This window comes from Companilactobacillus zhachilii (assembly GCF_003606365.2).
Lineage (GTDB): Bacteria > Bacillota > Bacilli > Lactobacillales > Lactobacillaceae > Companilactobacillus > Companilactobacillus zhachilii.
The window spans coordinates 150526-164086 of sequence record NZ_CP031933.2; the positions used below are offsets into that span (position 1 = coordinate 150526).

Here is a 13561-nt window from a genome sequence, read left to right on the forward strand (position 1 = left end):
GCTGAAACTTGTGTAAAGCTAAAAGGTATTGCTAAAGAAAAATGAGCAAAGCAAATACTACTGGTAACTTAAGTTGGTTTAGTTTTTTCATCATTTTTCCCCCTCACAGAAAAGTTAATGAAATAGTATACATAATGTACACTATTTTATTTGAAAATTTAATTCATAATTTGATATAGATTTATACAAAAATCGAATTAATTTATAGATTAATAAATTGACATTTTAAGACCAAATAGAGAAAAGAAGCTTTATCTGTGGGGATAGATAGATATATTTTTATTTATAGAAATTATTATTATTGTTGATAATTATTCATAAAATGAATGAGTTTGGGACAAAACTATTGTCGTCTTTAAACATGCATCATAAACGTGGAAAAAGCTGAACATGTTTTGTCCCACTCTCAGCTAAAGATGGTTGAATTTGATTGCAAAGTATGAAACAGCAGTTATTTAAATTTCAGTCCTTAACGGAATTGTTATAAGATTGTCGTCTTTGAAATCGTTAAATTTTAGTGGTAACATTATATAACTTAAATTTAAGAGGTTATTATGATGACAAACAAACCTAAAGTTAATGAAGTAGACGAAAAACAAAAAGAACAAGCACATTTAAATGATGTGGTTGCTCAAATTAAGAAGTCTGAAAGTCGTCTTCAATCACATATGGATGTTGCTGAAGAAGATTTGAAAGTTATCAATAATGCTTTTGATGATATTCATATTGGGATGGATGGCGATTCGATTTCGATGGATGCTGCTTTATCCATTCATCAACAACAACAAATGCTCGACGAGAGAAATAATAGTTGGCAACAATCAAAACAACGCTTAGGAATTCTTAAAAAACTAGAAAAGACACCATTCTTTGCTCGTTTGGATTTCCAAGAAAAGGGTGAACCTAAGAAAGAAACTGTTTATATCGGATTGAGTTCTTTCACTGATAAAGCAGATCATTTCTTGGTTTATGACTGGCGTGCGCCGATTTCTTCGATTTATTACGACGGAAAATTAGGTGACGTGACTTATCAAACACCTGACGGGGAACAAGCAGTCAACTTGTTCTTGAAACGACAATTTCTCGTTGAAGATGGCAAAATCAAGGCTTATTTTGATACCCAAGAAACCATTGGTGATCAAATGCTTTTGGAAGTTTTGGATGGTAAATCTTCAACCCATATGAAGGGTATCGTTAAGACTATCCAGAGTGAACAAAACAAGATTATTCGTGATACGAAATCAAAACTTTTGTTTGTTCAAGGTGCTGCCGGTTCTGGTAAGACGTCAGCTATTTTACAAAGAATCGCTTTCTTACTATATAGATATCGTGGAACATTGACATCTAGCCAGGTTGTTATGTTCTCACCAAACTCGTTGTTCAACGACTATATTAAGAATGTTTTGCCTGAAATGGGTGAACAAAATATGGTCCAAATGACATATAAGCAATTTCTAGCACGCCGTTTGCCTAACTTGAATGTCGAGAGTTTGTCTGATCAATTTGAAACAGTTGTTGATACAGATAATAAAAATGTTAGTAAATTTGTCTCGGATATTGAATTCTTTAAGATATTGACTAATTACAGCAAGCTACTTGGACAAAGTGGAATTGCCTTCAAAGATATTAAATTCCAAGGCAAAGTCTTTATTCCTAAGGAAAAATTCAAGAATTCTACTATAGTTACGGACCTCAATACAATCTGGGTAACCGTTTGGATGCGACTGTAGAGCGTTTGATTAAATTGTTGCATCGTAAGATTGGTGCTGAAATGCGTTCTAACTGGGTTTCCGAACAAATCGAAAACTTGAGTAAAGAACAATTGCAAGCTTTGTATACTACGGCTGACCAAGAGTTTAAAAACGGGGATGAAGAAAAGAAGTTCTTGGCTCGAAAGATTGTCACAACAATGATGCAAGGTGTATATAAGAACATCAAACATCTGCGTTTCTTAAATGTAGCGGCTAATTATTTGAACTTTTTAAAAGCTGTTCCTAAGATTGTTGATTTGAGTAAACATGGTATCAGTAACGAACAGTGGGACAAGTACGTTGAAAGTTTTGTTGGCTCGTTCAAGAATAAGCAAATTTCAATGAATAACTTGAGTCCATACCTTTACTTGTATGACTTAGTGGTTGGAAAGCACGGAGAATTAGATATGAAGTTTGTCTTTATTGATGAAATTCAAGATTATACTCCGTTCCAATTGGCCTATATGAAGTACAAGTTCCCAAGAGCTCGTTACACAATGTTAGGTGATTTGAATCAATCTATTTTCACTAAGAAAAATAGTCAAACATTATTGTCAGAGGCTCAAAGTCTCTTTAATGCTGACGAAACAAGAGTTGTGCAACTAGTTCATTCATACCGTTCAACTAAGCAGATCACTGACTTTACTAAAGCTATTTTGACTAATGGACAAAGAATCGAGCCGTTTAACCGTGATGGAGATTTACCAAATCTGTTGATGTCACAAAGTGTTGATGAATCGGTTCAACAAGTTATTGGTCAACTCGAAGAAAATAATAAGCGTAAATTTACAACTGCTATCATTGCGAAAACTTTGGAAGATGCAACGAAACTACATGAATTGTTGAAAGCCAAGGGCATAGCGTCGACCTTGATTCGTTCTGAAAACCAACGTTTAGCGAATGGTACAATTGTGTTGCCATCATTCTTAGCCAAAGGTTTGGAATTTGATGCAGTTATTATGTGGGATGCTTCAAAGGATAAGTTTGATGAAGATGAACAACAATTAGTTTATACAATTGCTTCACGTGCAATGCATAAGTTGACGATTACTTCGATTGGAGAATTGTCACAGTTGTTGCAACGAGTACCTGAAAAGTATTATCAAGTTGCGGAACCAAAAGCTTAATTAAATATGCCGCCTCCAGGAACAAGAAAATTTAGGTCGCTATGGGGACCTGTCGGAGCCAAGGTCTCCAACCTCGATTTTGAATCTCGCAAAAGACGCGAGTTTCAAAAGTCGTCCCGTGGTGTAAGAGCTGAAGCTCTAACGCCACCTGCACAGCGACCTAAATTTCTTGTTCCTTCCGGCTAGTTTATTTATGGCAATAGTACCAAGGGGAAAGTCTGTTTTGAATCCTCGGTTAAAAGTGTAAAAATAAACCGTACAAAAATATATATACAGAAAAACATCTATGAGAAAGCGTAATTCTTTTTCATAGATGTTTTTTGATTTTGTCCTAGGGTCTGTCTTCAAATTAGTTTGATACGTTCAAAAGCACAGTTGTTTCCGAATCTGGAGACGGCATATCCATAGCTTCTTTACCAACAAAGTAGCATTTTATTTAAAAATATATTTTAATAAAATGATAATTCTCACAATATATAATGAACCTTTACTATTTATGGAATAAGTTACATAAATTATTCGTATATATTATATGTATAGAAAAGTTTTTTACTATTATTTTTGGGGGACTAATAATGAAAAACAAGAAGATGCTATTTTTATGGTTAATGACATTTTTTATATTTATTTTAGGATTATCGACTGAGGTTTCGGTAGTTAAGGCGGTAACACCACCGACAAAGACTGAAGTATATGAAAATGCGCCTGATGGATTATCGTTGGAAGGATTGATTGATAACCCCGATTATGATGGTGGAACTAATGGGGCAACTTTATTAACTGATTTTCCAACTAATATAGTTGAGATGTTGAGTGCCAACAAGCCCAATAATCAAATTAGTTCGTTCTGGGGTAAGAAATATAGTGATACAGCCAACACCAAACTGTATAACTCGTTTCGATTAGATAAACCGCAGACTATTTCAGCCTGGCTTTATTTTGGAGATACTTATCATTTTTATAGTGATAAGCAAGGAAGTAAAGAGGATCTTTATGACGATAAAGTGAATGAGGATTTAACTTCTGATGGTATGGCTTTAGTTTTGCAAGATGATGATAGAGGCGCCAAGGCAATCTCAACGGCCTTGGATGGCACTGGTAAAGGAAAGCCTTCTTATGGGGAAACTTTGGGTGTCTGGGCTGGTAGTAGTGTAGACCATAGTCCGTTAATAGCCACTGGCGGATCACTCTTATCACCACCCGCTGCTAATCTGTTTGATAATTTATATACTACTGGTATCCAAAAGAGTTTTGCCTTCGAAATGGATGCTGTTCAAAATTATAAGAAACCAAAATCGGTTATAGACGGATTAATTTTTGAAAAAGTTGAGGGAACGGATGACTACTTTGATGCTAGTAGTGATTATAAAGGTCAACATTTAACAACTGGATATCCTGGCGATAAGGATACGTACATATCAGGAATGGGTAAGTATAATGGTAATAAGGGTTACTATTACTTTTCACAGAAATATCAAGCTGGTACGGCTAATAATATTGAAGTTTCAGGATATGCAACTTCAAGTTCCACTGATACGAATGTTGATAAAGCCTGGCGCCACCTGACGTTTAATTACATTCCTCCAGCAACGGCTGATTCTAATATGGCTTCGTTTAAGTATAGCTTTAACGATCAGAAGATTGACGGAACAGCCACCGCTTTTAATATTAAAAGTTCAGGTAGCGGGTCAATTGATCTTTCCAAAGTAAGTAAAAATGACAATATTCGTTGGGGCTTCACTGCATCAACAGGTTCAAAATATTCGGCCGCCAAAGATTATGCGATTATCATGCAACAAATGCCGAATACAGCCAATGTTGAAAATACGGCCAAACTTTATGATATGTCACAATACGATAGCAATGGGGAGCTAGGCCGTGAAATTAGTGATTTGAATCAAAATGGTCAATATAATCCTACTCTTGACAATACTTTAGCAACTTTCTCAAAAAGAGCAGCTTATAATGTTTCTAATAATGATAAATTACTATTCCAATATGACTTAAAATATGACTCTGGAACTATGAATACAGGTGATATTAAAGCCGTACTTCATCTTCCTAAAAAAATTGATTTTAAAACAGGCCTTTCCTCAACTGTCGGTGATCAAAGTATTGGGAAAGTAGTTTATTCAGGAGCTGGATCTGATGCAAGTAAGTCGTTTGAAATTTCACCGAGCGATATCACGACTGATGCTAAGAGTGGAGACCAAGTGTTAAATATGAACTTGGCTGACATGGATACCGAAGGTCAAAAAGCGACAATTTATCTTTACGGACAAGCAAATGTTACAACGACGCCACAAATAGTTGATGGTGAGCCGATTTCCTATCGGGCCCAAAATTATATTTCTGATGTTACAACGCCGGTGTTTATCATCAACGATCAACTACAAATTTCTGATGATAAAGTCGATCAAACAGTTACTTCAAATGAAGATGTCACGCTTAATGGAAAAATCAATTATGTGAATAATTCGACTTTTGATAGTAAAGCTGTGCAGATTCATACCACAATCAATGGTGAAAAAATCGATACTGCTACTGCCAATACGACTTCTGGATCAACGACCGGTGATTACATGATGGTCGCAACTAACGCCTTAAGTGAAGGCAGTCTCTTGAAAATTGGTACTAACAAAATTGAAGTTTACGCTACAGATTCGTTGAATCGAGTTTCTAATAAGATTACTTATACGATAACTGTTAAAGATTACAAAGATTTACTTTTGACAGCCACTGGTGACAATCCGCAAACAGTTAAAGCGACAGATACGATTGTTTTGACGAATGATTTTTCATACAGTAATGGGGATACAGTTAATCTGGGCAACTTAAGTGGTTCTTATAAAATAGATAATGATGAAAATTATACTAAAATTGCTCCAAGTAAAAGTGACGCAGAAGCAACCGTTGGACATTTAACATTCAAATTGCCAGCAGGTACATTAAGCCCCGGAAAACATACAATTAAACTTTATATAACTGACGTTGATGGACGTAACTCTAATGAAATTACGTACGATATTATCGTTGTTGGCGGAGATTTAGTATTGACTCCTACAGATTTAAATCAAACCGTACACGACAATAGTGATGTGAAGCTGACCGGTAAATATGGCTATTCCGATAATTCTGATTTTACGAATAAAGTCACAACGGTTAAATATCAAATAACGGATGCTGACGGTAATAAGCAAGCAGAAGTAACACAAAACGTAACGGATAAGATAGTTAATGAAAGCAAATTTACAATTGAATTAAAACCAATTGGAGCCGAATTATTTGATAATAATAGTCAACAATCAGTAGAAGATTACCTTAAAGAAGCAACTGGCTTGAAAGTCGGTCGAAATCAAATTGATGTCACAGCTTATGATGGTGAAACTGCCTCTAATACGGTGACATATGTTGTGGATGTTCCAGATATTGCTCCAACGATTGAAGCTACCAAGACCGATTTGACAGCTATTTCAAATTTGGCTGTCCGTTTGCCAATGACTTTTACGTATCCAGATGTAAATGCAATGGCTTATCAATTGCAGGCCAATGATTTAGCTGTTTTCGCACAGATTTCTGATAGTTCTGATACTCCAGTTATGACAATGGCAGATCGTCCCAAACAGGCTGATGGTAAAGTTACAACTCCTTATAAACTAAATCCTAAATCCACTTGGACTGATGATTTGGCAGAAGGAGATTATCATTTAAATGCTTACGTAATGGACCGTTATCTTAGAAAGACAAATACGGTTGAATATACTGTCGAAGTATTACCAACTGGTGCACAAGTTGAAGTTGAAAATTATCGCTTTAAACCAATCGACCCTCGTGGCAACATTGTTCCAAAATATGTTCAACGCGATGGTGGCTGGAATATTAAAGTTGATAGTTATAAATCTAAATGGAAATTACATGCACAGTCTGACAATATGAAACGCCAAGATGAGTCTGGAGATTATAGCGAGAGCTCTAATTTACAGATGGTGCAATTGACTGATAATACTCCAATCTCCTTGTCAGAAAATCCAGTAGTTGCAACCGGTGATAGTACTGGTACGGATGAACCTACTTCATATTCATTATTTGGTGAAAATAGCGATCCTAATCAGGGGATTTTATTAGGTACTAGGGGAGTTCCGTTATCAGGCGAATATCAAAGTACAGTTACGTGGTCAATTAATGATGCGTTATAAATTTTTGAAAAAATAATTAGCTTTCGAGCGTTAAGACTAGTGGCCCCAGTTATCCGAATTTTGGATTGCTGGGGCTTTTATTTTATTTGCAATTCTCTATAATCGAATTTATTGTCATGGCATCCGCAATGCTTTATCTTGGATATACATAGAAAAAACTTTGGAGGTCAGCTGATGGTTAGAAAATATGATTATGACGTACTTTATATTGGAGCAGGTCATGCTACTTTTGACGGGGCAGCACCTTTAGCTAAAACTGGTGTTAAAGTCGGGGTGATTGAAAGCGGCTTAATCGGAGGAACTTGTCCAAATCGTGGTTGTAATGCCAAAATCACTTTAGATGAACCAGTCAAAATGGTCCGAGCATCTGAACGAATGGGTGATATTTTAAATGGCGATATTCAGTTGAATTGGACCAAAAATGTTGAACACAAACAAGAAATTATTGAACATTTGCCGGAAGATTTAACTCATCGTCTTGAAAGTGGTGGTGCAACGATAATCAAGGGTCATGCGACGTTTAAAGATAATCACACCGTAATTGTTGATAATGTGGGTGAAGTTACGGCTGAAAAGATTGTTATAGCAACGGGCTTACGACCTCATCGCCTTGATATTCCCGGAACGGACTTGGCGCATGATAGCGAAGACTTCATGAATCTGAAGAATTTACCTCGGAAAATCACGATTATTGGTTCAGGCTATATTGGTATGGAATTTGCGACGATGGCCAATGCTGCTGGTGCTGAAGTAACAGTGATGCTGCATTCAGATAAAGTATTGCGTGATTTTTACCAGCCATACGTTAAGTTAGTCGTTGATGACTTAAAGCAACGTGGTGTTAAGTTTATCGAAAATTCCAATGTTCAAGCTTTTGAAAAAGTAGCTGACAGTTATCAAATTACTTATGGTGATAATCAAACATTGTTAACCGACTGGATATTGGATGCCACTGGTCGAATTCCAAACTTAGATAATTTAGGTTTAGACAAAATTGGCGTCAAGTATGACAAACATGGAGTCTATGTGAATGATTATCTGCAAACTAATGTAGAGAATATTTATGCGGCTGGGGATGTTGTAAACAATGATTTACCAAAAGTTACACCAGCAGCTTTCTTTGAATCAAAATATTTGATGAAGCTCTTTTCTGGTCAGACGAAGGAACCAATCAAAATGCCAGTTATCCCTGCAGTTGTTTTTACATCGCCTAGAATTGCTAAAGCTGGTGTATCAGTTGAAACAGCGAAAGTTAAAGGATATCAAATTTCTGAAAATGACTTAGCTAACTACTGGTATTACAAGGTTGATAAAGAGCCAATTGCTCAAAGTCGCCAAATTCATGACGATGAAGGCCATTTACTGGGCGTTACAGAAGTTAGTGATCAGGCGCAAGATGCTGTTAACGCCTTGTTGCCAGCAATTGAATTCAAATTAAGTCCAGAGCAAATTGGGCGTTTAACAAGTCTATTCCCAACAATTGGTTATGCAGCTTGGCATAGAGCCTAAACGTGGAATAAAACATAGCTTTTTCCGCTTAAAACAAATGACGCCAGCAATCCAAAATCGGATTACTGGCGTCATTTGCCTTAATGCTCGAAAGCTGAACATGTTTTGTTCCACTCTCGATATTATTTTCTCCAATAGCCATGTTCTTGGTCAACGGCTACTTGAGCTACTAAGTTCAAATAATTGAATGGTTCGTCAAAGTTAGGTGAGAACAACATATCAAGAAAGGCTAATTCATCAATCGTATTGCCATTTTGAATGACTACGGAAATGGTATTAGCTGATTGAGAAATTTCGTGGTCAGACATCATTTGTGCGCCTAGAACTTTGCGAGTGTTTTTATCATAAACTAATGAAATCGAAACTTCAGCGGTCGTGGGCATGAAGTCTGGTCGGTAATTTCCATGATAATGAGCTACACCGGTGTTAAAGTTAGCTTCGATAGCTTTTTCATAAGTTAGACCTGTGCAGGCAATTGTTTTACCAAACAGTAGCATACCAGTTGTTGCTTGAGTACCAATGGATTTTAGACGTTTGTCAAAAACATTGATACCAGCCAAAGTACCTTGGCGCACGGCATGTGATGCAAGTGGAATATATGATTGACTGACAGTTGGATTGTAACGAACTTCAGTCGCGTCACCGGCTGCAAAAATGTCAGGATCAGATGTACACATGTAAGGGTCAGTAACGATTGCACCATTTTTCGACAAATCAACTTGGCCCTTTAGTAAATCAGACTGAGGAATGACCCCAGGAGCAATGGCAATCATGTCGACGGCATAGTCACCGTTAGTCGACTGGATGTTAATTTGCTCGTTCTTCAAGTCGCTGAATTGTGTTACGGTAGTGTTAGTTAGGACTTTAACGCCGTGTTCGACGAGTAAGTTTTCAACTTTTTTGGACATATTGGTGTCCATATATTCATTTAAAACGTGTGGACTACGTTCAATTAAGATAACTTCGTGACCAGACTTGATGTATCCTTCTGCCAATTCAACACCAGCATAACCACCACCAACGATGGCAATCTTATGATGCATTTTAGCAGCTGCATAAAGTTCATGTGCTTGGTCGCAAGTTTTGCATAACATTATTTTAGGATTTTCAATACCACTAATAGCAGGAATTGCGGTGATAGATCCGGTAGCCATAATTAATTTGTCATAACTGTCGTGAACAAGTTCCTTTGTTTTCAAGTTTTGGGCCAAAATAGTATGTTCTTTAGCATCAATACTGATAACATCGTGAATCATACGCATCTTAACGCCCTGTTTGGTAAATTCGCTAGGGTCAGCGTAGAAAACATCGTCAAGATTTTTAACTTCACCGCCTAAATGGAGGTAAGTTGCACAAGATAAATATGAAATTTCTGCATGACGTTCGTAAACAGTTATGTCAGCATCTGGATAATATTTTAAAATTTGTCTCATGGCCGCAATTCCAGCATGTGTACAGCCAATAATAACTACTTTCTTTTTCGTGATATTGCTATCCTTTCCTAATGACGTATACTACAAGTATACAATGGTTACTACAAATGTAAACTCATCTTTGGGGGGATGAATGTATGAAACCGATTTATCGTTATTTTGTTCAACCACAGTTGGACGGCAAGACAAAAACAGTTTTTGGATACGAATTATTGATCAAGGAATTGACACCGGAAGGTTGGAGATTGCCTGAATCTTTTACAGCGATTGATCCACAAGTTATTTCTGATCTGTTATTGGAAACAACCCGAATTTTAGGTATTAAAGTTCAATATTGTTCTGTAAATATTAGCCGTGAGCAGTTGATAGATACGACCGTTGCTAAAGCAATTATCCAAAGTCAAAAGCAACTCTATCCAGCCAAATTAGTGGTGGAGTTGACTGAGGAAAAGGGTCCAGAGTGTTATCCTGACACAAAATTGATTCCACACTTGCGGAAGTTTATTGAGTATGGCATGCAAATTTCTTTGGATGATGTTGGAACAGGAATTAATGATTTTAAGAGTATTCAAGAACTTTTGCCATTAGCATCAGAGCTGAAATTTGCATTACAAAATTTCCGGACAGGTTTAAAGGATCCTAAAATTCAACAAAAATTGCATTTCTGGCACGCTATCAGTGAAGAATATGGATTGCGGATGATTCTTGAAGGAATCGAAGATTCTGATGATGCTAAAATGAGTAAAGACTTTAATATCTCATTACGTCAAGGTTATTATTATGGAAAACCAAAGCTGTTGAGATTACCTGGAGATCCAGTTGATTTCGGGTTTTAAGGACCTCCAGAAACAAGAAAATTAGGTCGCTATGGGGACCGACTGGAGCCAAGGTCTCCAGTCTCGACTTTGAACCTCGCAAAGTACGCAAGTTTCAAAGCTCGTCCCGTGGTGTAAGTGCTAAAGCACTAACGCCACTTTCACAGCAACCTAATTTTCTTGTTTCTTCCGGCTAATTGGTTAGATTTTAGATAATGGGTAAAATTAAATGTCATAATATGTTTCGACGATTTTATAAAAGTTGCTAATTGAGAAAACTCGGTAATTCATTGCCGAGATGAATCAATGTCTCGAGCAACTTTTTTTGAAATATATTTAAACAATCGTATTTTTTAACCAACATAAATCTCCTCATGATGATATGATTTAATCACATCGAGGGGAGGTGAACATTTGACCCTTAAAGGAATTAAGCTTCGAATATACCCCAATGGATTCCAAATTCAACATATCGAAATGAACTTTGGTTGTGTTCGCAAAGTTTGGAATGTGATGTTAGCCATGCAAAAAGATAGATATGAGAATAATCCTGATTGTAAATTCGTATCAAATTTTGATATGAACATACTTCTGCCACTTTTAAAGAAAGAGCATCCTTACTTAAAACAAGTGGAGAGCACAAGTCTACAATGTGCCAATAAAGATTTGTCAGAAGCGTTCAAAAATTTTTTTGAAGAACATACTGGATATCCAAGATTTAAAAGTAGAAAGTATCCTCGTCAAAGCTACCAATCAAAATGTGTGAATCATAATATCAAGCAAATTAATAACTCATATATCAAGTTGCCAAAACTTGGTGAAGTTAAATTCAAGTGTGGTAGAGATATACCCGAAGTTATCAAGTCAGTCACTATCCGTAGGAGTCCAGCTGGTAAATACTATGCTGTGTTAACAGTCGAAGACGAAAACCAAGTATTCGATAAAACGCAAGCTCAAGTTGGACTGGATATGGGTATAGCAGATTTGATTATCACGTCAGATTCTGTTAAATATCCAACTATTCGTTTTGACAAGGCCTTAGCAAAAAAGAAATTAAACTGGGAGCGTAAACTCGCTAGAAGACGATCACTTGCCGTCAAGGACAGAGCAAAAACTAAAAAGATTGGCTTAATTGAACCAAGGCCACTTGAAGACTATAAGAATGTTCAAAAAGCTAAACGAATAGTTGCTAAATATTCAGAAAAGATTGCTAATCAACGTGAGGACTATATCCATAAGATAACTACACAACTTGTCAGGGATTATGATGTTATAACGATTGAAGATTTGAAAGCAAGTAATATGTTAAAGAATCATAATCTAGCTAGAGCGATTGCCAATCAATCGTGGAGAATGATTAGAACAATGCTTGAATACAAGTGTGAATGGTATGGTAAAGAGCTAGTCGTCGTGAATCCTTTCAAGACAAGCCAATACTGTGCTGCATGTGGGTACGATGATGGTAAACATGAATTGGATATCCGACAATGGATATGTCCAAATTGTCATTCAAATAATGACCGAGACATCAATGCAAGTAGAAATATTCTAAATAAGGGCTTGGAGCAAGCCTTAGTAAAATAGCTATGACCAATGCCAAAAGGTTGAAATACCTGGCGGTAAGTCAAGTGTTCCTAGAAGCTCGGTACTTTAGTGCCGAGTAGTTCACTTTTAGTTAGATAGTAAAAGCCCCAAGTCAGTTAAAAAACGGTTCTTTCTTAATTTGGGTTATAGAATAGAAAATAAAAAGGCTAGGTATTTCTTCTAGGTATGAATCCAGAAAAATATCTAGCCTTTTGCTTAGGTTCGATTTCAAATAATATAGCACTTGTTTATCGAATCAGTTAATTACATAGTATTAAAAATAATAAATGTATTAGTTCTCTGGGTGCAAGAAATGTTGGTAGCAGTGCAGGTGGCGTTATGGCTTTAGCCATTACACCACGGGACGAGTTTTGAAATTCGCGTACTTTGCGAAGTTCAAAATCGAGATTGGAGACCGTACTCTGGCTCCAATCGGTCCCCACAGCGCCAACATTTCTTGCACCCAGAGACGGCAACTAACCAAAACTGACTCAGGTTTTTTTGTTAGCTCAATAATGTGAGTGTAACGCGATTCAACTTTTTGGAAAGCTCAAATAGTTTCTCATAAGTTGGATCATTTTGATAAAGTTCAATTTTATTCTTCAATTGTTTTTGTTCAAATTGAGAGAAATAGAACTTCAAGTCATGATTTCCGTATAATGTGGCTAATAAAGCGAAGGCATCGGGTGATATTTTTTCACCGGTCAAAATTTCCTTGCGTAAATCAGCAACTAATTCACGTTTGACGCTACGGTTAGGTAGGTAGTTGTTAGTTTTGAACACTAAGCCAGTGATAGCTTTAGTGACATCAACTTTATCAACTAGTGAATCACCGATTTCATTGTAAATAATGCGAGTGATTTTTTCGTTAGTTGCCATCGCACGTAGAACATGATTGACACTCTTGCCTTGGTTCTTGTTGATAATTTGGAAAAATTCATTCAGATATTTTTTGTCGTCGGGTAAAACCTTATTAATGATGACACTGTTGTCTGTTAAATCGATAATATCATTCAGTGCTAAGTCGAAAAATGAACTTTCGGCTAAATAAGCACGACGTCTGGTATTCTTAAAAATACGAATACTACCTTTTTCGTTACACGATAAAATAAAATATTTTTGAGGAATATTTAAATCCATAAAGTG

General features: G+C 36.4%; 6 protein-coding genes and 1 pseudogene. 5 read left to right on the forward strand and 2 right to left on the reverse strand.

Annotated elements, in window-relative coordinates; translation table 11 throughout:
- Window positions 1-557: 557 nt before the first annotated feature.
- The 3 genes and pseudogenes from helD to D1B17_RS00725 all read left to right on the forward strand — a co-directional run bounded on the left by helD (window position 558) and on the right by D1B17_RS00725 (window position 8583).
- Window positions 558-2878, forward strand: a pseudogene (helD, locus tag D1B17_RS00715) (RNA polymerase recycling motor HelD).
- 575 nt (window positions 2879-3453) lie between these two features.
- Complete coding sequence (locus D1B17_RS00720) at window positions 3454-7074, forward strand: hypothetical protein (RefSeq protein WP_120143819.1); 3621 nt, start codon at window positions 3454-3456, stop codon at window positions 7072-7074.
- A 174-nt stretch (window positions 7075-7248) separates the two neighbouring features.
- Window positions 7249-8583: a dihydrolipoyl dehydrogenase family protein gene (locus D1B17_RS00725; RefSeq protein ID WP_120143817.1), complete on the forward strand. Its 1335-nt coding sequence runs from the start codon at window positions 7249-7251 to the stop codon at window positions 8581-8583.
- 122 nt (window positions 8584-8705) lie between these two features.
- Here the strand turns inward: D1B17_RS00725 and D1B17_RS00730 are convergent, their stop codons facing one another.
- Entirely contained in the window at window positions 8706-10016 is a 1311-nt protein-coding gene (locus D1B17_RS00730) for an FAD-dependent oxidoreductase (protein ID WP_120143814.1), read from the reverse strand.
- A gap of 137 nt (window positions 10017-10153) precedes the next feature.
- On the opposite strand from D1B17_RS00730, the gene D1B17_RS00735 reads away from it, so the two are divergent.
- Window positions 10154-10852 carry an EAL domain-containing protein gene (locus D1B17_RS00735; RefSeq protein ID WP_120143812.1) on the forward strand — a complete coding sequence of 233 codons (699 nt, stop codon included), beginning with the start codon at window positions 10154-10156 and terminating at the stop codon, window positions 10850-10852.
- A 393-nt stretch (window positions 10853-11245) separates the two neighbouring features.
- Complete coding sequence (locus D1B17_RS00740; RefSeq protein WP_120143809.1) at window positions 11246-12415, forward strand: RNA-guided endonuclease TnpB family protein; 1170 nt, start codon at window positions 11246-11248, stop codon at window positions 12413-12415.
- Between the two features lie 504 nt (window positions 12416-12919).
- On the opposite strand, the gene D1B17_RS00745 is transcribed toward D1B17_RS00740, so the two are convergent.
- Window positions 12920-13555 carry a GPP34 family phosphoprotein gene (locus tag D1B17_RS00745; protein ID WP_120143807.1) on the reverse strand — a complete coding sequence of 212 codons (636 nt, stop codon included), beginning with the start codon at window positions 13553-13555 and terminating at the stop codon, window positions 12920-12922.
- Window positions 13556-13561 lie beyond the last annotated feature (6 nt).

What these genes read in the sequence shown, in the direction of transcription:
- D1B17_RS00720 (WP_120143819.1), top strand. Translation starts at nt 3,454, where the DNA reads ATGAAAAACAAGAAGATGCTATTTTTATGGTTAATGACATTTTTTATA.
- D1B17_RS00725 (WP_120143817.1), top strand. Translation starts at nt 7,249, where the DNA reads ATGGTTAGAAAATATGATTATGACGTACTTTATATTGGAGCAGGTCAT.
- D1B17_RS00730 (WP_120143814.1), bottom strand. Translation starts at nt 10,016, where the DNA reads ATGAGACAAATTTTAAAATATTATCCAGATGCTGACATAACTGTTTAC.
- D1B17_RS00735 (WP_120143812.1), top strand. Translation starts at nt 10,154, where the DNA reads ATGAAACCGATTTATCGTTATTTTGTTCAACCACAGTTGGACGGCAAG.
- D1B17_RS00745 (WP_120143807.1), bottom strand. Translation starts at nt 13,555, where the DNA reads ATGGATTTAAATATTCCTCAAAAATATTTTATTTTATCGTGTAACGAA.